27 protein-coding genes are annotated in these 25,813 nt (G+C 31.8%); 15 read left to right on the top strand and 12 right to left on the bottom strand.

Translation table 11 applies throughout. The features are described from left to right. Window positions 1-52: 52 nt before the first annotated feature. Genes ACFS5M_RS00270 through ACFS5M_RS00260 form a run of 3 tightly spaced genes read left to right on the top strand, consistent with a single transcriptional unit; the run spans window position 53 to window position 2,478 of the window. Window positions 53-616, top strand: a complete 564-nt coding sequence (locus ACFS5M_RS00270; RefSeq protein WP_183484130.1) for an RNA polymerase sigma factor — start codon at window positions 53-55, stop codon at window positions 614-616. Next, a complete protein-coding gene (locus tag ACFS5M_RS00265) occupies window positions 603-1,367 on the top strand; it encodes a hypothetical protein (RefSeq protein WP_183484128.1) in 765 nt (254 codons plus the stop codon). Before ACFS5M_RS00270 ends, ACFS5M_RS00265 begins: the two co-directional genes overlap by 14 nt. Window positions 1,368-1,398: 31 nt before the next feature. Further along, window positions 1,399-2,478 carry a hypothetical protein gene (locus tag ACFS5M_RS00260; RefSeq protein WP_183484125.1) on the top strand — a complete coding sequence of 360 codons (1,080 nt, stop codon included), beginning with the start codon at window positions 1,399-1,401 and terminating at the stop codon, window positions 2,476-2,478. 94 nt (window positions 2,479-2,572) lie between these two features. Here ACFS5M_RS00260 and ACFS5M_RS00255 read toward each other — a convergent pair whose 3' ends face one another. Then, window positions 2,573-3,403, bottom strand: a complete 831-nt coding sequence (locus ACFS5M_RS00255) for a hypothetical protein (RefSeq protein WP_183484122.1) — start codon at window positions 3,401-3,403, stop codon at window positions 2,573-2,575. A 133-nt stretch (window positions 3,404-3,536) separates the two neighbouring features. On the opposite strand from ACFS5M_RS00255, the gene dnaG reads away from it, so the two are divergent. After that, complete coding sequence (gene dnaG, locus ACFS5M_RS00250) at window positions 3,537-5,495, top strand: DNA primase (protein WP_183484119.1); 1,959 nt, start codon at window positions 3,537-3,539, stop codon at window positions 5,493-5,495. On the opposite strand, the gene ACFS5M_RS00245 is transcribed toward dnaG, so the two are convergent. Together ACFS5M_RS00245 and nadE are read right to left on the bottom strand one after the other, a co-directional pair. Continuing rightward, window positions 5,490-6,116, bottom strand: coding sequence for a response regulator (locus ACFS5M_RS00245; protein WP_183484117.1), 627 nt, complete (start codon window positions 6,114-6,116; stop codon window positions 5,490-5,492). The genes dnaG and ACFS5M_RS00245 overlap by 6 nt on opposite strands. 105 nt (window positions 6,117-6,221) lie before the next feature. After that, entirely contained in the window at window positions 6,222-7,010 is a 789-nt protein-coding gene (gene nadE, locus ACFS5M_RS00240) for an NAD(+) synthase (RefSeq protein ID WP_183484114.1), read from the bottom strand. 79 nt (window positions 7,011-7,089) lie between these two features. On the opposite strand from nadE, the gene gldB reads away from it, so the two are divergent. Further along, on the top strand, window positions 7,090-8,058 hold the full coding sequence (gldB, locus tag ACFS5M_RS00235; RefSeq protein WP_183484111.1) for a gliding motility lipoprotein GldB: 969 nt from the start codon (window positions 7,090-7,092) through the stop codon (window positions 8,056-8,058). Continuing rightward, on the top strand, window positions 8,051-8,386 hold the full coding sequence (gene gldC / locus ACFS5M_RS00230; RefSeq protein ID WP_183484108.1) for a gliding motility protein GldC: 336 nt from the start codon (window positions 8,051-8,053) through the stop codon (window positions 8,384-8,386). Before gldB ends, gldC begins: the two co-directional genes overlap by 8 nt. A 67-nt stretch (window positions 8,387-8,453) precedes the next feature. Here the strand turns inward: gldC and aqpZ are convergent, their stop codons facing one another. From aqpZ to purH, 7 genes are all read right to left on the bottom strand, one after another. Continuing rightward, window positions 8,454-9,143 (bottom strand): aquaporin Z, encoded by a 690-nt coding sequence (aqpZ, locus tag ACFS5M_RS00225; protein WP_183484105.1) that lies wholly within the window; start codon window positions 9,141-9,143, stop codon window positions 8,454-8,456. Window positions 9,144-9,310: 167 nt separating this feature from the next. Continuing rightward, on the bottom strand, window positions 9,311-10,588 hold the full coding sequence (gene rodA, locus ACFS5M_RS00220; protein WP_183484101.1) for a rod shape-determining protein RodA: 1,278 nt from the start codon (window positions 10,586-10,588) through the stop codon (window positions 9,311-9,313). Window positions 10,589-10,594: 6 nt separating this feature from the next. Next, window positions 10,595-12,520 (bottom strand): penicillin-binding protein 2, encoded by a 1,926-nt coding sequence (mrdA, locus tag ACFS5M_RS00215; RefSeq protein ID WP_183484098.1) that lies wholly within the window; start codon window positions 12,518-12,520, stop codon window positions 10,595-10,597. Beyond that, window positions 12,517-13,023, bottom strand: coding sequence for a rod shape-determining protein MreD (locus ACFS5M_RS00210; protein ID WP_183484096.1), 507 nt, complete (start codon window positions 13,021-13,023; stop codon window positions 12,517-12,519). The genes mrdA and ACFS5M_RS00210 overlap by 4 nt, the downstream gene beginning before the upstream one ends. Continuing rightward, the gene (mreC, locus tag ACFS5M_RS00205; RefSeq protein WP_183484093.1) at window positions 13,016-13,837 is read right to left on the bottom strand and encodes a rod shape-determining protein MreC; all 822 of its coding nucleotides are present in this window, start codon (window positions 13,835-13,837) and stop codon (window positions 13,016-13,018) included. Before mreC ends, ACFS5M_RS00210 begins: the two co-directional genes overlap by 8 nt. A 10-nt stretch (window positions 13,838-13,847) precedes the next feature. Continuing rightward, window positions 13,848-14,876, bottom strand: a complete 1,029-nt coding sequence (locus ACFS5M_RS00200) for a rod shape-determining protein (RefSeq protein WP_183484090.1) — start codon at window positions 14,874-14,876, stop codon at window positions 13,848-13,850. A gap of 53 nt (window positions 14,877-14,929) precedes the next feature. After that, on the bottom strand, window positions 14,930-16,462 hold the full coding sequence (purH, locus tag ACFS5M_RS00195; protein ID WP_183484087.1) for a bifunctional phosphoribosylaminoimidazolecarboxamide formyltransferase/IMP cyclohydrolase: 1,533 nt from the start codon (window positions 16,460-16,462) through the stop codon (window positions 14,930-14,932). 195 nt (window positions 16,463-16,657) lie between these two features. Here purH and ACFS5M_RS00190 point away from each other — a divergent pair, with 195 nt between their 5' ends. Then, window positions 16,658-17,911, top strand: coding sequence for an ABC transporter permease (locus tag ACFS5M_RS00190; protein ID WP_183484084.1), 1,254 nt, complete (start codon window positions 16,658-16,660; stop codon window positions 17,909-17,911). Window positions 17,912-17,930: 19 nt separating this feature from the next. Here the strand turns inward: ACFS5M_RS00190 and ACFS5M_RS00185 are convergent, their stop codons facing one another. Next, complete coding sequence (locus ACFS5M_RS00185; RefSeq protein WP_183484081.1) at window positions 17,931-18,389, bottom strand: GAF domain-containing protein; 459 nt, start codon at window positions 18,387-18,389, stop codon at window positions 17,931-17,933. 87 nt (window positions 18,390-18,476) lie between these two features. Here ACFS5M_RS00185 and xrtF point away from each other — a divergent pair, with 87 nt between their 5' ends. From xrtF to ACFS5M_RS00145, 8 genes are all read left to right on the top strand, one after another. Next, window positions 18,477-19,028, top strand: coding sequence for an exosortase family protein XrtF (xrtF, locus tag ACFS5M_RS00180; RefSeq protein WP_183484078.1), 552 nt, complete (start codon window positions 18,477-18,479; stop codon window positions 19,026-19,028). Continuing rightward, window positions 19,021-19,449, top strand: a complete 429-nt coding sequence (locus ACFS5M_RS00175) for an exosortase F system-associated membrane protein (protein ID WP_183484075.1) — start codon at window positions 19,021-19,023, stop codon at window positions 19,447-19,449. The genes xrtF and ACFS5M_RS00175 overlap by 8 nt, the downstream gene beginning before the upstream one ends. A 58-nt stretch (window positions 19,450-19,507) precedes the next feature. Beyond that, the gene (locus ACFS5M_RS00170) at window positions 19,508-19,921 is read left to right on the top strand and encodes an HYC_CC_PP family protein (RefSeq protein WP_379897559.1); all 414 of its coding nucleotides are present in this window, start codon (window positions 19,508-19,510) and stop codon (window positions 19,919-19,921) included. Window positions 19,922-20,013: 92 nt separating this feature from the next. Next, a complete protein-coding gene (locus tag ACFS5M_RS00165; protein WP_183484072.1) occupies window positions 20,014-20,742 on the top strand; it encodes a heavy-metal-associated domain-containing protein in 729 nt (242 codons plus the stop codon). A gap of 1 nt (window position 20,743) precedes the next feature. Then, entirely contained in the window at window positions 20,744-22,984 is a 2,241-nt protein-coding gene (locus ACFS5M_RS00160) for a TonB-dependent receptor (protein ID WP_183484069.1), read from the top strand. 47 nt (window positions 22,985-23,031) lie between these two features. Next, complete coding sequence (locus ACFS5M_RS00155; RefSeq protein ID WP_183484066.1) at window positions 23,032-23,388, top strand: heavy-metal-associated domain-containing protein; 357 nt, start codon at window positions 23,032-23,034, stop codon at window positions 23,386-23,388. Window positions 23,389-23,445: 57 nt separating this feature from the next. Continuing rightward, complete coding sequence (locus ACFS5M_RS00150; RefSeq protein WP_183484063.1) at window positions 23,446-24,711, top strand: nuclear transport factor 2 family protein; 1,266 nt, start codon at window positions 23,446-23,448, stop codon at window positions 24,709-24,711. Between the two features lie 13 nt (window positions 24,712-24,724). Continuing rightward, complete coding sequence (locus tag ACFS5M_RS00145; protein WP_183484060.1) at window positions 24,725-25,075, top strand: ribose-5-phosphate isomerase; 351 nt, start codon at window positions 24,725-24,727, stop codon at window positions 25,073-25,075. Here the strand turns inward: ACFS5M_RS00145 and ACFS5M_RS00140 are convergent. Then, window positions 25,072-25,719, bottom strand: coding sequence for a DUF6090 family protein (locus tag ACFS5M_RS00140; protein ID WP_183484058.1), 648 nt, complete (start codon window positions 25,717-25,719; stop codon window positions 25,072-25,074). The two genes, ACFS5M_RS00145 and ACFS5M_RS00140, sit on opposite strands and share 4 nt — an antisense overlap. Between the last annotated feature and the right edge of the window lie 94 nt (window positions 25,720-25,813).

The raw sequence follows: 25,813 nt of genomic DNA, 5'->3' as shown, positions 1-25,813 counted from the left end.
TATTTGTACAATTATTGCGTCTATATAAATAGAAAGCAAAACTTACTGATTTTTGAAAGTCATTCAACTGTATAAAAATGAATCATTGCTTATAAAAAAAGCAATAAAGAATAATCGTGAAGCACAACACGTATTATTTCAGTTGCATGCGCCAAAAATGTTGAGTGTTTGTCGTTACTATATTAAAGATACACAGTTTGCAGAAGAAGCCATGCTGAACGGTTTTTTTAAGGTGTTTCAAAATTTAGGCAGTTTTAAAAACGAAGGCAGTTTTGAAGGATGGATTAGGCGTATCATGGTTAGAGAATCTATTTCATTTTTAAGACAGAAAAAACAAATTGAATTTTCTTCAGATGATATAGAAGATGAGGTGAACCACTCTAATAATATTCAAACCAATATTGAAGTTGCCGAGATTCAACAACTCATCGATGATTTACCTGAAGGCTATAAAATAGTTTTTATCATGTATGCCATTGAAGGCTATAAGCACCAAGAAATAGCTAAGATTTTAGATATTTCAGAAAGCACTTCTAAATCACAATTATTTAAAGCGCGAAGAGTACTTCAGCAAAAAATTAAAGACTTAAACAAAGCAGGTTATGGCACCAATTAAATTTGAAGAAAACATAAAAGAAAAACTAGAACAGCGTTCACTTCAGCCATCTGCAAATGCTTGGCAAAACTTAGAACAGAAATTAAACGTTGAAGCTAAAAAACGTCAGAAAAATAAGTTCTGGTGGTTTGGAATTGCCGCATGTATTATCGGACTTTTATTTGTTTTTCAACAGTTTGTAAGCTTAAATAAAACGAATGATTATGGGACTCCAATACTAGTGGAATCTGAAAGCGATACGCTAAATAATCGAGCAAAACCTTCTTTATCACTTGAAGAAACACCTAAAGTTGTTGAAGAAAACCCAGAAGAAATTTCTGTAGATCTTAAGTTTAATAAGCCTGCTTCTAATACAACTAGAACAAAAAATCATATTGTAAAACAAGATCTTACTCAAAAGGTTGCTGTAACCAAAAACACCGAGAAAATACCAGCAGAAACAAAAGCATCCATCAATTTTAAAGGAGAAGATGTTGCAACGGTTACACCTGTAATAAACCCTTCAGAAAATAAGGACACACTTATCGCTGCTTCAGAAACATCAGATTTAAAAATAGAGGCCTTGTTAAATGCTGCAAAAAAAGACATTCAACTAAATAATGGGACTTTAAATAGTATTTCTATAGATGCCAATGCTTTACTTGAAGATGTAGAAACTGAAATGCCACCTTCATTAAGAGGTCAATTATTTAAAGTGATTGAGAAAAATTTTAAGACTGCAAAAACAGCAGTTGCCAATAGAAATAATTAACAAAAATTCATCAATTAAAAAACGAACAAAAATGAGAACATTAGCAAAATACGTCATCGGTATTATTTTAGTGTGCGCAACACAATTTGTCTCAGCGCAAGACAACCCAAATAGTTTAAAGATTGAAGCCTTAGAAGCGACAAAAGAACGTGTTAAAACAGAAGAAAAAGAGTTTTTAAAAGAAGCTGTTGAGGATATAAATGCTAGGCTTGATAATGGAGACATCACGAACGAAGAAGCTGAAACGTTAAAGCAAGCGGAAGCCAAAAAGCGTGCTTTAAATATTGAAAATCGTATTGCTATTATCGATAATAAGATTGCATTATTAGAGCGAAATGAAGAGGTGACATCTGAGGTTGGTGCTAATTTAGACGGTTTTAAAATTCAAATTGGAAAAGGGGAAGACTCTTATGAATTTGATAAAGGTGGAATTTACATTGGCCCAGAAAATAAGTCTATACCAAAAATATATGATCGGCGTACGTCTAGCGATTTAGTTTTCGCAATAGGATTTAACAACGCTATTATTGAAGGTCAATCTTTAAGCGATTCACCATATAAAATTGGAGGATCAGGATTTGTTGAACTAGGTTGGGCATGGAAAACGCGTTTACTTAAGAATACTAATGCTGTTCGTGTAAAATATGGTGTTTCTGTGCAATGGAATAAACTAAATATAAAAGACAATCAAATTCTTACCGAAACAGATGGTGAGGTGTCTCTTGAAGAGAGTCCTTTAGATTTGAAAAAATCGAAGTTTAGAACCACTAATTTAGTAGTGCCAATTCATTTTGAATTTGGACCATCTAAAAAAATTGTCCGCGACACTTATTTTAGATACTCAACATTTAATCAGTTTAAAATTGGTATTGGTGGTTATGCAGGTGTTAATATAGCATCAATGCATAAAGTAAAATATAAGTTAGATGGCGATAGAGAAAAGGATAAAGAAAGGGACTTAAATACAACCCCTTTTGTATATGGACTTAGTAGTTATGTGTCTTTTGGTAATATTGCTTTGTATGCTAAGTATGATTTGTCACCACTATTTAAAGACCAAACTATAGATCAAAACAATATTTCTTTAGGCTTGAGATTTGATTTAGACTAGTGTTAATTTTTTAGAATTAGTTATTTAATAAAAAGCACCATTTATTGGTGCTTTTTATTGTTTTTGTATTTGAATAGTGTTGTAATAAATTATCTCATTCAATTATTAATTGGACTCTAACTTGTCCATTTTCATCTAGGTATTCACGATTGAAAACTTTTTTTCCGATGATAGCCTGAGCTTCTTTTAAATCTTTAAGCTCACCTCCAAGTTCTAGTTTAAACGTGTTTGATTTTGAATCGTTTTCAGATTCCAAAAAGTCTGAAACATACAAATAGTATTTGTTAAGCAAATCTTCAAGAGGATATACATTGTTTTCGTTTGATTCTAATTCGTACGAAATAGTCATTCTATATCTGTTTTTTTCTGAATCGCTTAAATCTTCATAGATGTTGTTTTTTAAACGTTTAAATTTCTTTTTATCTTTATACTTCTTGCATTTCTCTAATTTAATATTAGACATCACATTAAATTCAGTTTGAAGCTGCTGGTCATTAGAAGCCTCAGTCATTTTTTGTTTTTCAGTAATACGTTCGTGATATATTGTTTTGAAAAGTTCAATTTCAGAATCGTTTAGAATTCCTTTTTCATCTATAACTTTATTTTTTAATAAGAATTTGATGTAATCGACCCAGAAAGAGTAACCCAACATTTCAACACTAACATCTTGTTTTAAGAATTTATAAATAATGTAATCATCATCATAAATTTCATCAGTACCATTAGTTGATTCTTCAATATAGATTAATTCTTCTTTGGTTTTCGAGTCATAAATACTCAACCAACCTTTCGCGACATCAATTTTACAATCAAATACCTCAATACCATTGATGCTAATTTTTTCATTTCTTATATCTACTTCTTGAGCATTTATATTAGAATATGCGATTAAAAAGAAGATTAAGATTTTAATTGTAGTTTTCATTATTTAGTTGACATTGAATTAATACATAAGAATGTTATTATTTCTAATAAAGTTAAACAATTACGATTTAAAAAACCATAAGATTAGCTTACATTTGTAATTCGCTTATCTTTAAGCTTAAAATTTATAATTCTTGATATCAAAATCCACCATAGACCAAGTTTTTGAAACTTCCCGATTAGAGGAAGTTATTGGTGATTTTGTGCATCTTAAAAAATCAGGAAGTAATTTTAAAGGGCTGAGTCCTTTTAGTGACGAGCGTACACCAAGTTTTATGGTCTCGCCAGTAAAGCAAATATGGAAAGATTTTTCAAGTGGTAAAGGCGGAAATGTAGTTGCTTTTTTAATGGAACACGAGCATTTTACCTATCCAGAAGCCATAAAGTATTTAGCTAAAAAGTACAATATTGAAATAGAAGAAACCTTACAAACCAACGAGCAAAAAGAACAAGCTAATGAGCGCGAAAGTCTTTATTTAGTGAGTGAATTTGCAAACACCTATTTTCAAAATACCATGTTGAAAACAGATCAAGGAAAGTCCATTGGTTTAAGTTATTTTAAAGAACGTGGTTTTACAGATGAAACGATAAAGAAGTTTGGTTTAGGCTACTCCCTTGATGAGTGGCAAGCCTTTACAGACGAAGCTTTAAAGCAAGCCTATAAATTAGAATATTTAGAAAAAACAGGACTCACCATTGTAAAAGGAGAAAAACGTTTTGATCGATTTAAAGGTCGTGTCATGTTTCCAATACAAAGTATGAGTGGACGTGTATTAGGATTTGGAGGTCGGATTTTAATTAACGATAAAAAAGCAGCCAAATATCTAAATTCACCAGAAAGTGATATTTACCATAAGAGTAAAGTGCTTTATGGAATTTATCAAGCTAAGAAAAGTATAGCTAAAGAAGATAATTGTTATTTAGTTGAAGGTTATACTGATGTCATTCAGTTTCACCAAACAGGTATTCATAATGTGGTGTCTTCGTCAGGAACTGCTTTAACACCAGAACAAATCAGATTGATTAATAGGCTTACAAAAAACATTACTGTATTGTTTGATGGTGATGCTGCTGGTTTACGAGCGTCTCTTCGAGGTATTGATTTAATCTTAGAACAAGGCATGAATGTGAAGGTGTGTTCGTTTCCTGAAGGTGAAGATCCAGATAGTTTTGCAAAGCAAAATACCTTAGAAGAACTTAGTTTATATCTGGAAACTCATGCACAAGATTTTATTCAGTTTAAGGCTTCAGTATTATTTGAGGATTCTAAAAATGATCCTATTAAGAAGGCTGAAACCATTAGAGATATTGTAAACAGTATTGCTAAAATACCTGATCGTATTAAAAAGGAAATATACATTCAGGAGTGTTCTAAAATCATGGATATTAGTGAGGCTGTATTGTTTAGTACTTTGGCTCAAATCGATAAAAAGGAGAATCAGTCATCAAATCAATCGTATAAGCAAGAACAGAAAGCCTTTCAAGTCATCAAACATCAGCAACCTGTTAAAAAAGTAGATGTACAGTATGAATTAGAGCGAAAAATTATTGAAATTCTTCTATTATATGGCAATAAAACTGAAGATTTTGAAGATTTGATTTTAAAGGAAAATGATAAAAATGAACTCATACTAGAGCCAGTTAAACATCAGGCTAAAGTTTTTGAAAAAGTGTATTTAGACTTACAAGAGGATGAAATGGAGTTCACAGATTCGCACTTTAAAAATTTGTATTATACTATAATTGATACCTTGAATCAAAACCCAGATTTTGCTGTTGAGCAATTTGTTAATACTGTTGAGCCAGAAATGGCCAATGAAATTACAACTATTTTAATGGAAGACGAGCGCCATAGTTTGTCTAATTGGCATAGTAAAAATATTTTCCCAAAAGATAAAAGCCAATCAATTTCTCAACTGGTTAGTGAAACTATTTTAAGTTTACGCTGTTTTTTAATTGAGCAAAAGGTTTCAGAATTTAAACAAGAAACTCTTGAAAACAAGTCTGATGTCAATAAAAATGTTTTAGAAGAAGTAAAGGACTATTCCAGTTTAAAGATGTTGTTGTCAAGAAAGCTTAACCGCGTATTATAGTTCAAGAAGTTTAGCTCTATTAATTAAATCAACAATATTGTTTACATTTAATTTTTTCATTAATCGCGCTTTATAAGTACTCACAGTTTTTTCGTTAATATCTAACTCTTTAGCAATCTCTTTATTCTTTCTGCCCAAAGAAATAAGTTTTAAAACTTCAATTTCTCTAGTTGATAGTTTTTTATAAAATGAACCACCTCTAGTTACACGTTTACCTAAAGCTAAACGTTGAGCTAAATCATTACTTAAATATACACCACCACTATGTACTTTTAAAATGGCTTCTTTTAGTGTCACAATATTTGCAGTTTTGCATAAATATCCTGAAGCTCCTGCTTTAATTGTATTAATGGCATAAACCTCTTCAGGTTGAGCACTAAACATAATAACTTTAATTTGTGGAAATTCTTTATTGAGCCTTCTTAACGCAGTAATACCATTTAGTTTTGGCAAATCAATTTCGCAAATAATAATATCAACAGTATTTTTTCTAAGAAAATCGAAAATAGCCTCACCATGATCTAAAGTTCCAACAATTTGAACATTAGGCGACGTAATAAAAAGTAGCTCTAGACCTTTCCTAATTATAGGATGATGATCTACTACCAGCAGTTTAATCATAACTTTACTTTTTAAAAATTGTTATAATTGCTGAGGCAAACAATAATTATTGCGCTATTAGTCAATTAGTAAATATAGTGAATTATCGTTAATAATAGAAATAATTTATTTTAAACGCGTTGGAATCTCGCAAATAGGAATTGGAATCATTTTATGCTTGTTTGACGAATTGAAGCGTGTATAGATTTTAAATACCTCGAGTTCTCGTCCAGAAAAGTCATCATTTGTTTTACCTTCTTCTTGCATTTGCATAGCCCATTCAAGCTCTGGATATGATGCACCAATTTGATCTTCGTCTGTTCTATCATCTCCCCAAAGCCCATCTGTAGGTGCAGCGTCAATGATTTCTTGATTGACACCTAAATATTTGGCGATTTCATAAACTTCAGATTTTAATAAATCAGCAATCGGACTTAAATCTACGCCTCCATCACCATATTTGGTGTAAAATCCAACACCAAAATCTTCAACCTTATTTCCAGTCCCAGCCACTAAATAACCATTTAAAGCTGCAAAATAGTATAAAGTTGTCATGCGTAAACGCGCTCTTGTATTTGCTAAAGACATAAAACGATCTTCTTCATTATCGACCTTTGGAAGTGCGTCAACCAAACTATCAAAGACTTTGGTAAGATGAACTTGAGTGGAGCTTACTGTGTCAAAGTTATTTTGAAGCCAATGAATATGGCTTACAGCTCTACTTACCTGAGATTCGGCTTGATGAATTGGCATTTCTAAACATAGAAGCTCTAAGCCTGTTTTTGCACATAATGTTGAAGTAACAGCAGAATCTATTCCGCCAGAAATACCTATAACAAATCCTTTAATATTAGCGTTAGAGGCATAATCTTTTAACCAATTTACAATATGATCAATAACTTTTTCTGTTTGCATTTTTAAAGATTTTATGGCAAAGTATATTACCTTTGTCAAACAAAAATAAACCAATAGCTCAATTAATAAAAATAAGTTTATGAAGAATATTATTTTATTCCTTTTCATTGCTATTTTATGTGTATCATGTAAGCGCGAATCTCAAATTGAAAAAGAAATTTCTGAGATAGAAATGTCTGTAGCTATTGAGCGATTTGATTTAGCATTTGCTCATGCTAAACCAACAGAACTCCCTAAGTTAAAAGCTGCTTTTCCCTTTATGTTTTCAAAAAAGTATGAGGATGCTTTTTGGATAGAAAAAATGAAAGATACTTTACAGTTAGAATTAAATAAAGAAGTAGAGCTTGCTTATCCAAATCTTAATGTTGTTGAAGGCGAAGTTGAAAGTTTATTTCAGCATTTAAAATATTATTTTCCTGAGTTTAAAACACCGCGTTTAGTTGCCGCAACTTCGTTTGTAGATTATCGAAACAAAATTATTGTAACAGACACAATTACATTAATATCTATCGATACTTACTTGGGTAGCGATCACTATTTTTATGATGGTATTCAAAAATATTTAAGAGCTAATTTTACAAGTCAACAAATTGTAGTTGATATGGCTTCTGAATATGCTAAAGGTTATATTTTTCCTAAACAAAATAAGACCTTATTAGATGAAATGATTTTCTTTGGAAAACAATTGTATTTTAAAGATGTGATGATTCCTTTTAAAACTGATGCCGCGAAAATAGGTTATACCCAAGATCAAATAGATTGGTCTATAGCAAATGAAGCTCAGATTTGGAGTTATCTTGTCGAGAAGGAACTGTTGTTTAGTACAGATTCAAAGCTCCCAAATAGGTTTATAAATCCAGCACCTTTTTCAAAATTCTATTTAGAAGAAATTGATCAGGAATCACCTGGGCGAATAGGTCAGTATATTGGCTGGCAAATCGTAAGAGCCTATATGAAAAATAACGATGCGAGTTTAAAGGAGATGTTAACTACTAATGCGGAAAATATATTTAACGAATCAAAATTTAAACCCATTTATAATGACTAAAATTACATCAAAAATAGAGCTTAATGTTGAATTAGATGAAAATAGAGTTCCAGAAAAACTGACCTGGTCTGCTGAAGATGGAGGGATTTCTAAAGAAGATGCAAAAGCAATGATGCTCTCTGTTTGGGATAGTAAAGCTCAAGAAATGTTGCGTATTGATTTATGGACAAAAGACATGCCTGTAGATGAAATGAAAATATTTTTTCATCAAACCCTAGTGGCCATGTCAAATACATTTAATAGAGCAACTCAAGATGAAAAGATGACAGCGACAATGAAAGATTTCTGCGATTATTTTGCAGAAAAGCTAGATTTAAAAAAGGAATAAATCTAAGGTTAATTAAAATAAAAAAAGCGCATTTTAAATGCGCTTTTTTTATGATAAAAATTTAAAATTAATCTTTATTTGGAGCCATAAATTTATAAACAATTCCAGCTAGAATTGCACCAACTATTGGAGCTACCCAAAATAACCAAAGTTGATCTATAGCCCATCCACCAGCAAATACAGCCTGGCTCGTACTTCGAGCAGGATTAACAGATGTATTGGTAACTGGAATACTTATTAAATGAATTAATGTTAAAGCTAAACCAATGGCTAAACCACCAAAACCAGGAGAAGCATTTTTATGAGTAGCTCCAAGGATAACAATTAAAAACATAAATGTCATTACAATTTCTGTAACCAAAGCAGCAGTCATATTATAACCCATTGGCGAATGCTCTCCATAACCATTAGATGCAAATCCGCCAGCTAAACTAAAGCCGTCTTGACCACTTGCTATTAAGTATAAAACTCCAGCGCCAGCAATACCACCTAGAACTTGAGAAATAATATACCCAGGCAATTCTTTTGCATTAAAGCGTCCACCTACAACAAGTCCAATAGAGACCGCAGGATTGAAGTGGCCTCCAGAAATATGACCTAAAGCATATGCTCCAGTTAAAACAGTTAAACCAAAGGCTAGAGCAACACCTGCAAAGCCAATACCTAATTCTGGTATTCCAGCAGCAAGAACTGCGCTACCACATCCACCAAGGACTAACCAGAAAGTACCAATAAATTCTGCTAATAATTTTTTCATCGTTTAAGTTTTTTAGTTAATTAAATATTCTAAATAGAAAGAATACTTTTAAAGGTAAAAGATATTAAATAGCTTTTAATTTTAAGAGTTAATTACTTTGTGTTTTAGATGAAAGGTAGATAATATCCTATAATCTACAATATTTTAGATTGCTGATAGTTAGATATTTACCATTCGTTAATTCGGTTAGAATCAAGTTTAATGAAAATGAAAAGTAAAATGGTAAAGCCCCACAGTCCTGATCCACCATAACTAAAAAAGGGTAGAGGTATACCAACTGTAGGTATTAAGCCCATAACCATCCCAATGTTTATCATAAAGTGAATAAATAAAATTGAAGCAACAGAATAACCATACACACGACTAAATTGTGACTTTTGTAATTCAGCTAATCGTAGGATGCGAATGAGTAAAAGCACAAAAACGATAACCACAAAAATACTTCCTAAAAAGCCCCATTCTTCACCTACAGTACTAAAAATATAATCGGTGTGTTGCTCTGGTACAAATTTACCAGTAGTTCTGGTGCCTTCTAAAAATCCTTTACCTAAAAAACCGCCAGAGCTAATGGCCTTTTCTGATTCATAAAGGTTATATAAAATATCACGACGCATCTGAGCTATTTTTTCAGGATCCTTTTCTAATCTTAACCATAAACTAATACGATCTTGTTGATGAGGTTGAAGCACATTTTGATAGAAGAATTTTACACCAAAAGCAACTATTATACAAACTAAAGCAGTGATTATTGGTTTGAGAATTATTGGTTTCTTTTTCTTTAAAATATAGTTGATTACTATAGCAATAAAAGTTAATGCAGAAGTAATAATCGGTCCGAATTTTAATGCACAAACAGAAATTAACACAAGAATTAATCCAAGTATTAAATATATTTTAGGTAGTCCTTCTCGATATAAAACAAAAAAGAAAGCTGCATAAACAATGGTGCTTCCAGCATCGTTTTGTAATAAAATTAAAAAGGCAGGAATAAAAATAATAATAAAGACTCTAATTTGATCTTTAAGTTTTTTTATGTCTGTGTTTAAATCGCTTAAATATTTTGCCACAGCTAATGCAGTAGCTGCTTTAGCAAATTCACTGGGTTGAATAGTCATGCCTCCAATACCATACCATGAAGTTGCTCCATTTACATTTTTTCCAAAGAGAAATAAGCCAATTAATGACAGCATGGATACGATATATATAATACTGGAAAACCTTTCGTAAAACTTTGCGTCAATAGATAAGATAAAGACAATGAGTAATAAGGTTAAGGCAATAAAGAGTAACTGTTTTCCGTAAGGCTGAGATAAATCAAAATAACTAATAGTTTCTCCAGTGTGAGAAGCCGATACAATGTTAAGCCACCCAAATGTAACTAACAATAAAAAGAGAATTATAGTTACCCAATCAAATTTAAAATATCGATCTGTTTGTCTAAGCATTTATAATTATTCTAGTTTTGCGATTTCTTTTTTTAGGATGTTAGATTCTTCAGGAGGAATAACCTGTAAGGTGGTTTTTGCATTAATATTAAATGGTTCTCCAGAATAAGGTTTTGCATATTCATTTTCAAGACTATGGGTAAGTAGCCAGTTTTCCATGTCTTTTCTGGTAATATATCCTTTAATATATTTTTCAATCATTAAGCTAGCAATTCGTCCAGCAAAGCGTCCGCCCCAATATCCATTTTCTACAAAAACAGCAATGGCAATTTTAGGATTGTTTTTTGGTGCAAATGCTACAAAAATGGAATGGTCTGTGAGTTGTGTTTTTACACTGTCGATTTTTACAAAATTTTCAACTGTACCAGTTTTACCACAAATCTCTATATCAGGAATCTGTAAATGACTTGCAGTTCCGTATTTATATACATTTAGCATACCTTCAATAACAGGTTCAAAATGTTGCTTTTCTATGGTTGTATATTTTGGAGTGGTAAAGTTATTGGGCACCTTTTCGTCTTTAATTTCTTTGATTATATGTGGCGTAAAATAGTAACCTCTGTTAGCAATTGCAGAAATCATATTTGCTAACTGAATAGGAGTTGTTGCAACTTCACCTTGACCAATAGCATTAGATATTGTATAAGTTGAATAAAAGGTTTTAGGATAAATACCTTTGTAATAATCTCTATCAGGAATTCTCCCTTTCTGACCTACATATAAGTCGTTGTTTAAGAAATTCCCTAAGCCAAAGCTCTTAACGTGTTTGCTCCAGTTATCTATACCAACTGATGCATTTTCAGGTTTATCTAAAATCCGTCTATACACAGTTGCAAAGTAGGCATTACAAGATTCTTGAATGCCATGAACCATATCGTTTCTAGTTCCAACCCTACAATGACATTTCATAAATCGGTTGCCATATTTATAGCCAGCATAACACGTTATTTTTTCGTCTGTTGAAATAACACCTTCTTGTAAAGCCACTAGCGCATTCATTAATTTAAAAGGAGAACCTGGTTCGTAGACACCTTGTAGGCTACGATTAAATAAAGGTTTTGCGATAGAATCGTTATAAAGTTTAGTGAAGTTCTTTGATCTGTCTCGTCCAACTAAAAGATTAGGATTATATGTTGGAGCAGCAACCATTGATAAAATTTCACCTGTACTAGGTTCTATAGCAATAATTCCACCACGCTTGTTTTGCATTAAAATTTCACCATAGGCTTGTAAAGTGGCATCAATAGTTATTTTAATATCTTTTCCAGATTCTGGTAAGGTGTCAAATTTACCATTTTTGTAGGGTCCAATATTTCGGTTAAACCGATCTTTTTGAATAAATTTAATGCCTTTAACACCTCTTAGAATTTCTTCGTAAGACGCTTCAATACCTTGCATACCAATTAAATCTCCCATTTTGTAATAGGGATTTTTATTCATTATTCTTTGATTGACTTCACCAATATCACCAAGAACATTCGCTCCAATAGAGGTTTCATAATGTCGTAAAGAACGCTTTTGGATGTAAAAGCCTTCAAACTTTCGCATTTTTTCTTGTAAAACGGCATAGTCTTCTTTAGATAGTTGAGGTAAGAAAACATAAGGTAATCTAGGAGAATACCTATATGCCTTTTGAAACGTTTTTATAAACTGTTCTTTATCAATTTTTAGAAGTGAGCAAAACTCTAAGGTGTCTAATGGTTTGACTTCTCTAGGAATAACCATGACATCATAAGAAGGTTGGTTGGATACTAAAAGATTTCCGTTTCTATCATAAACAAAACCACGTTTGGGATAATCATATACTTTACGAATAGCATTATCTTCATATAAATTATCAGTATGGTCTTGATACACTTGTAAATAAAACAATCTTGCAATAAAAAGAAGACCTACAAAAATAATCGAAATAAAAAGTAATAGTTGTCTCATTTAGTTTTTCTACTGAATATAATGGTGACTAATACACATAGTATAATAGTAAATATACTTGAGAATAACGTCTTTTGAAGCACTAAAATTATTTTAGAAAAGTTAAAAACTTCAAAAAGAAATAATATGAGGTGGTGAATAACTGTAAGAATGGTTATGTAGGTTAGTTTTGAGCCAAATTCTACTTGATTAAACTTTATAGTTTGGTGTTCATAAACTGCACCAAAGCAAAATTTTAAAACGGCTGGCCTAATAAATGCAATGGTTACACAAGCTGCGGCATGCATGCCTCCAGAGTCTAAAAACATATCAATAGTAATTCCTAATAAAAAACTTAATAATAGAAATGCTACTCGATTATTCTTTACTGGAAATAAAATGATAAAAAGAATATAAAGTAATGGGTTGATGTACCCTAAAAAGTTGACATAGGATAATACTAATATTTGTAGAAGCACTAATATTATAAATCGCAATGCGTTTCTAGAAATAACACTATTCATCAGATGGATTTATAAGGTTGTTAATTTCTTGACGATCTAGGTTATGTATTATATATACATGCTCTATGTTGGTCATGTCATTAAATAAAGCCACATTTATTTCGTAGAAATCTTCGGCGGCATCTAATTTATAGTTTTCAATAGTACCAATTGGAATGCCCTTAGGAAAAATAGCAGAGCGTCCGGAAGTCACAATTGTGTCTCCTTTTATTAATCGCGCTTTAGATGGAATATCTATGAGTTGCACAAATTCTGATGAATTACCATTCCAATTTAATGTACCAAAATGACTTGTCTTTTTGAGTTGAGCACTAATTTGGCTTTTGGTATTTAAAATAGATAAAACTGTAGCGTATTTATGACTAGTATGATCAATGATACCAAGAATGCCTTTTGAAGTTATAACGCCAAAATCTTGTTGAATACTATCGCGTTTTCCTTTGTTTATAAGGAGTATGTTATTGCTAAATGTATAATTATTTCTTATGACTAAAGCAGGAGAAAGTTTATAATTAGAAGAATAGTTAAGACTATCAGTATAAGTTGAATCTGTATTTTTATTAGTATTAAATAGAATAGATTTAAGTCTGTTGTTTTCTTCTTGTAAAAGTAAATTGTGCGTTTTTAAGTCGAAGTATTGGCTCACATTATTCACGGAATTATAAATACCTCCAGATAAAAAGTTAGCAGAATTAACAAACTTGCTTTTGTGATATGAATGGTTTTGAATGGTAAATAAAACTGAAAAAGAAAATAGCAACAAGTATAACAAAAACGATTTGTTACGTAGTATAAAGTTAATAATTTGCTGCATGTTTCAACGCTTATTTAATCAATACGCTTTTATATTTTGGAAGGTTTTTAAGAGTAATCCCTGTACCTCTAACAACAGCACGTAAAGGGTCTTCAGCAATATAAACTGGTAAATCTGTTTTTTGAGATAAGCGTTTATCCAATCCACGAAGCATAGAGCCTCCACCTGCTAAATAGATTCCTGTGTTATATATATCTGCTGCTAATTCAGGCGGTGTTTGAGATAAGGTTTCCATAACTGCATCTTCGATACGTAAAATAGACTTGTCGAGCGCTTTTGCAATTTCACGATAAGATATTTGGACTTGTTTGGGTTTACCTGTAAGTAAGTCACGTCCTTGAACACTCATATCTTCTGGCGGAAGATCTAAATCTTCAGTAGCAGCACCAATTTGAATTTTAATTTTTTCGGCAGTTCGCTCACCAACATATAAATTGTGTTGCGTTCTCATGTAATAAATAATATCGTTGGTAAAGACATCACCTGCAATTTTCACAGACTTATCACATACAATTCCACCAAGAGCGATGACTGCAATTTCTGTAGTACCACCTCCTATATCAACAATCATATTCCCTTTTGGTTGCATAATATCAACGCCAATTCCAATCGCGGCAGCCATAGGTTCATGAATTAAATACACCTCTTTACCATTAACTCGTTCTGCACTTTCTTTTACTGCTCGCATTTCAACTTCAGTAATTCCTGATGGAATGCATATAACCATGCGTAGAGCAGGAGTAAAGAGTTTCTTTTTTAAAGCAGGTATGTTTTTAATAAACATACTTATCATTTGTTCACTCGCATCAAAATCGGCAATAACACCATCTTTAAGAGGTCTAATTGTTTTAATGTTTTCATGCGTTTTCCCTTGCATCATACTTGCTTCTTTACCAACTGCAATGATTTTTCCAGACATTCGGTCTCGAGCCACTATAGATGGGCTATCAACAACAACTTTGTCGTTATGAATAATCAATGTGTTTGCAGTTCCTAAATCAATTGCAATCTCTTCGGTTAGGAAATCAAAAAATCCCATAGGTTATTAGTAATTTATTGGGTTATAATTCAAATCTTGTAAATGTAATAAATTTAATGCTTAAAATGACGTGTTCCAGTAAATACCATAGCAACTTCATTTTCATTACAATAATCAATGCTTAATTGATCTTTAATAGAGCCTCCTGGTTGTATTACTGCAGTAATTCCAGCATTTTTAGCAATTTCTACACAATCAGGAAATGGGAAAAAGGCATCACTTGCCATGACTGCACCTTTTAAATCGAAATGAAATGATTGTGCTTTATGAATGGCTTGGTTTAAAGCGTCTACACGACTAGTTTGCCCAGTTCCACTAGCACATAATTGTTTATTTTTAGCCAAAACAATGGTGTTAGATTTGGTATGCTTACATATTTTAGAAGCAAAGATTAAATCATCTAACTCGCTTTGCGATGGTTTATTGTTTGTCGCATCAGTTAAATCTGAAACGGAATCAGTTTTATTGTCACGTTCTTGAACTAATGCACCATTTAAACATGTTCTCACTGTGGTTTGTGGCAGCTCTACATCATTTAAGATTAAAAGAATTCGATTTTTCTTTCCTTTTAGAATAGTTAAGGCGTCTTCTGAAAAAGAAGGCGCAATTACTACTTCACAGAACAACTGATGAATTTCTTCAGCAGTGTCTTTATCAATTTGCGCATTACTAATTAAAATACCACCAAAGGCTGAAACAGGATCTCCTGCAAGGGCATCAATATAAGCTTGATGAAGGGTGTCTCGTTGTGCTAAACCACATGCATTATTGTGTTTTAAAATGGCGAAAGTTGGCGCGTCATTTTTAAATTCTAGCATTAAATTAACAGCAGCATCAACATCTAAGAGGTTGTTGTAACTTAAAGCTTTACCATGAAGTTTGGTGAACATAGCATCAAAATCTCCAAAGAAAAAACCTTTTTGATGTGGGTTTTCACCATAACGTAAAACTTGACCCTGTGTTTCGCTTATTTTTAATGCAGCGATGTCATGGTTTTTGTTAAAATAGTTAAAGATTGCAGTATCATAATGCGAAGACACATTAAATGCTTTTGCAGCAAAATGTTTTCTGTCTGAAACTGATAAGCTGCCATTTTTATGGGTAATTAATTCTAGGAACTCAGCGTAATCATCAACAGATGAAACACAAATCACATCAGCAAAATTTTTAGCAGCAGCACGAATAAGTGAGATGCCGCCAATATCAATCTTTTCGATAATATCTTGCTCATTTGCGCCAGAACTTACCGTTTTTTCAAAAGGATATAAATCGACTATAACACAGTCTATTTGAGGGATTTCAAACTCAGCTAATTCGGCAACATCTCCAGAATGGTCTTGTCGGTTTAGAATACCACCAAAAACTTTTGGATGTAAAGTTTTTACACGTCCACCAAGAATAGATGGATAAGACGTAACGTCTTCAACTGGAATAACTTCTATACCTAAATCGTTGATGAATTTTTGTGTGCCACCAGTAGAATATAAAGTCACACCAAGATGATTTAATTGTTTTACAATAGGTTCTAAACCAGCTTTATTAAATACTGAAATTAATGCAGATTTGATCGTTTTTTCGTTGCTCATTTGTGTTATGTTGTTTAGCAACAAAAGTAATCATATAATGTGTTTTTTATAAATGAAAAGGAGTTAGATTTTTCAACTATACAGGAGAGTTATTAACAACTGATTTTTAAATTTTGTTTTAACTTTTCTGTAACGAATGTTTCTTAAAAACGTCTTACCTTTATAACGCTTTAAAAAAGCATAAACCAGCTGTATATGTTAATGTATTTACGTCTCTTTAAAGAGAGTTTTTCTTTTGCAATTAATGCGTTAAAAAACAATAAGTTAAGAACATTTCTGTCTTTGCTAGGCGTAACTATTGGGATTTTTTCAATTATTGCAGTGCTTGCTGCAGTCGATTCTCTTAAAAAGGATATTAAAGGGAGTATTAGTTCTTTAGATAATAGTACGCTTTATATTATGCGATTTTCTTTTGGGCCTTCAGATATTCCACAATGGAAACGCCAACAGTTTCCTGATGTTACCTACGAAGAATTTCAATTTATAGAAGATAGAATTCCTGATGTAGAAGCGGCTTCATATACGTTAAATGTGAAACAGGAAACTATAAAATACGATGGAAATACTGTTGAAAATGTAGAAATTGGAGCTGTAACAAGTGGTTATTACGATATAGAAAGTTTACAAATAGCAGAAGGGCGCTTTTTTAATGCATCGGAATCTAATTCAGGTTCGCCAGTTGTTGTTTTAGGTGATGAAATTGCGAAAAGTTTATTTGGACAATTTGATCCTATTGGAAAAATTGTTAGGCTCTATGGAAGAAAATTTACAGTTATTGGTGTGCTTGAAAAAGAAGGCTCTGGCCTGTTTGGAGGCTCAAAAGATACAGCAGCGCTCTTGCCTGTTAATTTTGTGAGAAGGTTATTAGGCGATAATAATAAAATGGTTTTTCCTGCTATTGTTGTAAAACCAAAATCTGGTGTGGATTTATCCGAATTTAATGCTGTTGTCACGCAAGGATTGCGAAATTTTAGAGGCTTAAAAGCAGATGAGATTAATAACTTTTTTGTTAATGAACTGCAAGGGTTCACCGATTTAATTGATAATATCACTGGGCAACTCAATATTATGGGTTGGATTATTAGTGGGTTTTCGCTTTTAGTTGGCGGATTTGGGATCGCAAATATTATGTTTGTGAGTGTAAAAGAACGTACTAATTTAATAGGAATTCAAAAATCATTAGGTGCAAAAAACCGATTTATTATGTTTCAGTTTTTATTTGAAGCTGTCGTTTTAGCGGTTATTGGTGGTTTAGTTGGTTTAGTTTTGGTCTGGTTAATTTCACTATTAATGACTCAACTTACAGATAGTTTTGAGTTTGTTTTATCTTTTGGAAATATGGTTTTAGGATTTATTTTATCCACAATTATTGGTTTAGTTTCTGGCGTTATTCCTGCGCTTTCAGCTTCAAGATTAGATCCAGTTGAAGCGATTAGAACTGGAATGTAGACTTTCTAAAAAATAAATATTAAGCGATTAGCTTTGCGACTTTTTCGCAAACAAATTCTAAAAAACGTTCGTCTTCTTCATTAAACGGATTTGGTGTATTAGAATCAATATCGATCTGACCAATGTTTTCACCATTCACAAAAATAGGAATGACTATTTCAGCTTTAACAGTAATGCTACAGGCAATATAGTTGTCCTGAGCAGATACATCAGGAACTACAAAATTTTGATTGCTTATAGCAACTTGTCCGCAAATGCCTTTCCCAAAAGGAATAATGATATGGTCTGTAGGCTCACCAACATAAGGCCCTAATTTTAGTTCGTTTTTATCACCATTTTTAAAATAAAAACCAACCCAATTATAGTAAGTTATTTCTTTTTCAAGCAGCTCGCAAATAGCGCGTAATCTTTCATCAATTGAAGATTCAGATTGGCTAATTATATTTTCAATTTTGGGTTTTAATTGTTCCAATTGCATTGTTTAAAACTTTTGGTAAAAGTATTTAAAAAGGTGTAATATTAAGACCTTTTTACATAAATTTAACTGGGCGAAACACTATAAATTTTGAAACAACTTTTTTTAAAATATAAATCAGTAGTAAAGTTTATTTTAACCTTTTTATTGGTTTATACCATCTTGACGTTTTCATATAAACTGCTTTTGCAATATTCTACTGGAGCTAGGTTTTATCCTGAGTATATGACTAATTTGGTAGCAAAGCAAAGCAAAGCGATGTTAGAAGCTTTAGACTATCGTGTGCAAATTATACCACATCCTGATGAAGCATCTTTAAAACTAATTATTAACGAGAAGTATGTGGCACGAGTTGTAGAAGGTTGTAACTCTGTGAGTATCATTATTTTATTTGTATCTTTTATTATTGCTTTTGCTGGAAAATTTAAAACTACAGCCATTTATATTCTTGCAGGAAGTGTCTTAATTTATTCAGTTAATTTAGTTCGAATAGTTATTCTTTCAATAGGCTTATATCACTATCCTTGGCGAAAAGATATATTACATACTGTGATTTTTCCAGCAATAATTTATGGAATGGTATGCTTACTTTGGGTAGTGTGGGTGAATCGTTTTTCTAAAATAAATACTAAGCATGCATAAACTAACAAAAATAGGTTTGCTTACCGTTTTAGGTGTTTTGCTGATTCTTATTCGTGTGTTTGAAGATCAACTTTTCTATGATCCTTTTTTAGAATTTTTCCGTAACGACTATTTATATTTAGATTCACCAAGGCGTGAAACGTTTAAATTAACCATGTTTACTGTATTGCGATATGTTATTAATTCTGTAATATCGCTGGGTGTGTTGTGGGTATTATTTAAGGATCGAGGCGTTATTAAATTCTCAGTCTTAATTTATACCATAGCTTTAATTATTCTTTTGCTTTTGTTTTTATACTTTGTAATTAATCCAAAGCAAGAAGACTATTACTTGTTTTTTAATATCAGACGATTTTTAATCCAACCACTTATTTTATTGCTCTTAATTCCTGCGTTTTTTTATTATAAGCAACATGAATGATTTGTTAATCAAATGATAAAAATAGGTCTTTCAATTTTCTTTTTTGTAATTTTGTTTTGTGATAAAACTAGTTTTACATAAAAGTTTTGCTGTAACATTAGCCTTTTTAGTGCTGTTCTCAACAGTATCTCTAACGATAGAAAAGCATTTTTGTGGTGATGTTTTAGTTGATGTTTCTATTTTTACTGAAGTAGAAAAATGTGCTATGGAAGCATTTGAAATAGAACAAGCAGCAATCACAAAAAAGAATTGTTGTAAAGATCAAATAGATTTTGTTCAAGGTCAGAAAGATTTAGCAATTAAAACTTTTGACGATTTAGAATTTGAACAGCAACTTTTTTTAACATCATTTGTTTACTCCTATACTAATCTTTTTGAAGGTTTGCCAGAGCAAATCATTCCTCATAAAGATTATTCTCCACCAAACCTTGTTGTAGATATACAACTACTTAATGATACTTTCTTGATTTGATATATTAATATTTTAATACGTTTTCGCCTAAACTTGTTTTAAAACCATGTTTGCGGAAATAATAAATAGTTAATAAATCAAATACAAAAATCATGCAACAGACATATACAGTTACAGGAATGACCTGTAATGGTTGTAAAGCATCAGTTGAAGAGCAATTGAATGCGATACAAGGAGTTATAAAGGCTTCAGTAAATTTAGAACTTCAAGAAGTTACTATTAAGATGTCAGATGACATTTCAATAAATACTTTACAAAATGCACTTTCTGAAAAATATTCTATTTCAGAAAAAAAGCAGGCTAATGTTTTTAAAAACATTTCTGCTATTGAAGAACATAAAACGACTATACAGCAACTTTTTCCACTGTTTTTAATCTTTACATTTATACTAGGAGCTTCTATACTACTTAATCTTAACCCTTGGGATTCAGCAGATTTCATGCTAGATTTTATGGGTCTTTTTTATGTGGTTTTTAGTTTTTTTAAGTTTTTAGATGTTAAAGGTTTTTCTGAAACTTTTAAAATGTATGATCCTTTAGCTAAACTAATTCCTGTGTATGGCAGCGTTTATCCTTTTATTGAACTAGCTCTTGGAATCGTATTTTTAATGCGAATTCAAATTCCATTTGCTTTAATACTGACGCTAATCATTTTAGGAATTACAACTGTAGGAGTCACTAAAAGTTTGCTTGATAAAAAAACAATTCAATGCGCTTGTCTTGGAACAGCACTAAAGCTACCAATGACTAAAGCGACGTTTATTGAAAATAGCATTATGATTATAATGTCAATCCTTATGCTATTAAAAATCTATAATTAAAATGAAACATATATTATATATATTACTTCTGTTTCCAATTGCAACTTTTTCACAAGATGAACTCAAAGGAATGGTTATGGAAACGAATGAAGAAAGCAAGCAAGTTCCTTTGTTTGGAGCCAATGTATATTGGCTAAACACATCTGTAGGAACCACCTCAGATATTGATGGGAATTTTACAATTCCATATAATACAACATATAAGAAGTTGGTAATTAGTTATGTTGGCTATAAAACAGATACATTAACTGTCTCTGAGCCTAAAGTAATTCATCACGTTTTAGAAGCTAGAAGCGATTTAAATGAAGTTACAGTAACAGCAAGAAAGCAAGCAACAGCTAAATCGTATTTAAAAGCCACTAATACTTTTACAGTGAGTAGTGACGAATTACTTAAAGCAGCCTGTTGTAATCTGTCTGAAAGTTTTGAAACAAACCCTTCAATTGATGTCAATTTTGCTGATGCGGTAACAGGAACACGGCAAATTAAAATGCTAGGCTTAACAAGTCCTTATATCTTAATCGCAACAGAAAACATTCCGTCTATTCGAGGTGCTTCACAAGCCTTTGGGTTGAGTTTTATTCCAGGAACTTGGGTAGAGAGCATACAAATCACTAAAGGTGCAGGAAGTGTTGTAAATGGTTTTGAAAGCATTGCTGGACAAATCAATGCAGAGCTTGTAAAGCCAACAACTGACGATAAATTATTTGTAAATCTTTATGGTGCAAGTAGTCAGCGGTTTGAATTAAATACTCACCTTAATACCAAAGTAAGTGATAGATGGAGTACAGGTTTGTATTTACACGGAAACACTCATAATGAAAAACATGACGTTAATGATGATGGCTTTATGGATATGCCAATATATAATCAAATTAATATTATGAATCGCTGGCAGTACACAAATCCCGAAAAGGGTTTTGTAAGCTTTTTAAATTTTAAATTTTTAAATGATGAAAAGCAAACTGGTCAAGTTGATTTCGATCCAGAAAAAGATAAAGGAACTACAAATGCTTGGGGAAGTGAAATAGATACTCGTCGTTATGAGGTTTCTGCAAAATTAGGTTATGTGAATCCAGAAATTCCTTGGCAGAGTGTTGGTGTACAAACAGCTTTTAGTCATCATAAACAAGACTCTTACTTTGGGTTAAACCAATACAATATTGAGCAGAACAGTATTTATGCTAATGCCATGTATAATTCTATTATTGGTGACTCACGAAGTAAATTTAAAACAGGCTTAAGTTATACGTATGACCATTATGATGAATTAGTTACTAGTACAGATTACGAGCGTACAGAGACCTCGTTAGGTGCTTTTTTTGAATATAATTTTGACAATTTAGAAGACTTTAACTTAACTGCAGGATTACGGATTGATACTCATAATTTATTAGGTACATTTTTAACGCCACGTCTACATTTGCGTTATTCACCTTGGGAAAAATCAGCTTTTAGAGCCTCTTTTGGTAGAGGAAAACGTAGCGCAAATATTTTTGCTGAAAATCAAAGTATGTTTTCTACATCTAGAATCATAAATGTTTTAGATGATGGAGGAGAAGTGTATGGATTAGATCCAGAGATTGCATGGAATTATGGTGTGTCTTTTTTACAAGGATTTAACCTTTTTGGAAGAAAAGCAGATGTTACTCTAGACTTTTATAGAACCGATTTCCAAAATCAAATCGTTGTCGATTATGAGAATCCGCAAGAAGTAAGTTTTTATAACTTAGAAGGTGATAGTTATGCAAATAGTTTTCAAGCTGAAGTCAATTACAATGTATTTAATCACTTTGATTTACGTTTGGCTTACAAATATTATGATGTTCAAACGCAATACGCATCAGAGAAATTAGAGAAACCTTTAGTACCTAAAAACAGGTTTTTTGCAAATGCATCTTATGAGACACCTGTAAAAGAAGGTAAAACAGGACTATGGAAGTTTGATGCAACTTATAATTGGTTAGGAAAACAGCGTTTTTCATCAACAGAAACTAATCCTGTTCAATACCAGCTTTCTGAATATTCACCTACAGTTAGCACTTTAAATTTACAAGTCACTAAAGTATTTTCTTCAAAATTTGAAGTATATTTAGGTGGTGAAAATGTAACAAATGTAAGGCAAGATAACCCTATTTTAGGTGCTGATGATCCTTTTGGTTCAAATTTTGATACTACATTTGTATATGGTCCAATATTTGGTTCTAATTATTATGCTGGATTACGATTTAAAATAAAATAAATAGTTTAATTAAAAATGTCTACGTTAGTGGAAAAAAACAATTCAATATGAAAAAAATAATCGCATTAATCGTTTTATTATTTGTTGGTATTACATCATTTTCGCAAAACAAAAATGCAAAGGCAACCATTGAAGTTGATGGTGTTTGTGGTATGTGTAAAAACCGTATAGAAAAAGCATGCTTTAAAATTAAAGGTGTAAAATCTGCAATTTGGAGTATCGAAACCCATGAGTTACAACTCATTTATAATGAGGAAAAGACTAATTTAAATGAAATTCATAAAGGAATTACAGCAGTAGGTCATGACACTAAAGAGCTAAAAGCAACAGACGAAGCTTATGCAACTGTGCATCCTTGTTGTAAGTATCGAGATGAAGAAGTGATAGACGATCATAAAGAGTAAATTTTAAAGTCCAGATAGATGATATCTGGACTTTTTTTATCAATCAAAAAACATATTATGAAACTATTAAAACTCGTATTTATTTTTATTGCGACAAGTACTATCTGTGCTCAAAACAATAGTGATGAAAAGTATTTCAGGCATTTACGCTATAACCATGTGTCGCCATATATTCAGCTTGTTGGCACGCATCCAATAGATAAATCGGAGGCATCATCAACGTCGCATTATGTGTTTACATATGATTCGTCAGGTAGGCTTGTGCAAATAATCAACAACCATTATCACACAGAAAGACGACACCCTTTAGCTTCTATTGGTGTTTATAGAATGTCAATTTCATATTCTGATAGGGATGAGATTAGAGTTTTTTATGATATAAATAATAAAAGAATCACCAACGATCGTGAGGTTTATAAAGAAGTGTTTTCTTATGATAAAGATGGATTTAAGTACCAACTCGTGTTTTATGATATTGAAAATAAACGGATGGAGTCTTCATGGAAAGTTTCTGAATATCGCTGGAAAAAGCATCAGGAATTTATTGTGGAAGAGCGATTTAATTTAGCAGGAGAAGCTGTTAATGTTTCGCCTTATTTTGAATTTGGTACAACAGGAATATTACTTGATAAAAATGATGTGCCTAAAGGACATTATAACTTGGATGCTAATTTTAAACCTAAAGCAAATTCGGTAGGAGTCGCATCCTATCAAGATACTTACGATGCACATTTAAATCACGTTAAATACAGTTATCATGATGAAAAGGATGATTTAGTTATGAATCAATGGGGATTTGCCTATGGAGAGAAAGTGTATGATAGTATTGGAAATCAAATAGGACTTAATCAATTTGATGTTGAAGGAAAAGAAATCAACAGGCGGAATATTTATTCTAATGCTGCTATCGTTATGGCAGAAGTGGCTTCTCAACAAGATTCATTAGACATTAGAAAAAAATCACTTGGTTATTTAGTGGCGCTTCAGAAAATGATACCAGAATTAATGAATGAAGTCATGAATGATAGCTTAAATAAAGTGACTATTGGCTATGATAGAAATTTAAAAGCAGAATATGCCAATGCCACGACTAGAGAAGATATGATGCGCTTTGCTGAGTCGTGGAATAAAGCCAATACTAAATTTCCATTCAAGCCAAATAATCAGATTGAAATACTAGATATTTATGATCGCATTGCTAATGTGAAATTGGTTTCTGATAATTGGGTAGAGTATTTGCATTTAATCCGATTAGATGGTAAATGGCAAATTGTGAATCTTATTTGGCAGTATAAAGATGTAGAGCGTTACCCAAAAAGATAATATCCTCTAAATTATGGCAAAAACGGAATATCGTATTTATGTTATAGAGTTGTCTAAACGCGTTTACACTGAAAATGCAAAGTTTAGAAATGCCAATCCGCAATTTAATGGTGTATTACAATGTTTGTATGTTGGTATGACTAGTAAAACACCTAAAGAACGATTTGAGCAACATAAAACTGGATATAGAAATAAAAAAGGTTATAAGTTGTCATCAAAAATTGTTGAGAAGTACGGACTATATCTTCGACCAAGCTTATACAATCATATTGGCCCAATAGCCACAAGAGCAGAAGCACTTAAGAAGGAAGAAGCCTTAGCTTTAGAATTACGACGCCAGCGTTATGCCGTTTGGTTTAATTAAAACTTTTCTAAAACACGGAGTAAACTATCGCAACTTTTAATTGCCTTCTCGGTTGCTCTTTGTTTAAACATAAACGAGCCATTCATACTCTGCATAATGTTTTTTAAAAGCTTTTCATTACTAAAGGCAAATTGTCCTTTTCTCATGGCATCATAATCGGCATTATTAATAAAATAAGGGCCTAAATACTCTTTATGTATGGTTTCTTGACGTTCATAATCTTTAAACATGATATCATAATTAGCATAATGTAATTCGATGGCTTTTTTAAGCTCAAAATCATCAATAAGTTTTAAATCACCAGAATTAATAAGTGTTTGATATGTGATGTTGTTTGGTGTGAAGTTAGTAACATTAGCAACTTTAAAAATTTTCCCAATGATTTGCATTTTCTCAGGACTATCTGTTGCAAGTAAAGGAATAATTTCACTAGTTAGGTTTAACTTTTCATTAATTTCTTCATTGTTTTTTACCAGTTGTAGCTTGTCTGAAGTGACATCATTTTTAATATTGGTGAGATATTGGTTTTTTTGCTGTTGGTCTTTAGTATCTTGTGCACATTTATTCATGCTAAATGCAATAGTGATACCAATAATTACGATTAAGATCTCGCCAAAGGTGTACTGCCAATTTATTTTTTTCATATCAGGAGGATTTGTCTAAAGTTATAAAATAAAAATCAGAATTTTTTATTACTTTTTTTAGTTAAATTTTTGCCAATAAAAATATCACGGATCG

The organism is Lacinutrix iliipiscaria, assembly GCF_042686125.1.
Lineage (GTDB): Bacteria > Bacteroidota > Bacteroidia > Flavobacteriales > Flavobacteriaceae > Oceanihabitans > Oceanihabitans iliipiscarium.
Note: the sequence above shows the minus strand (reverse complement) of the source record. Positions and strands in the feature narration are given on the sequence as shown.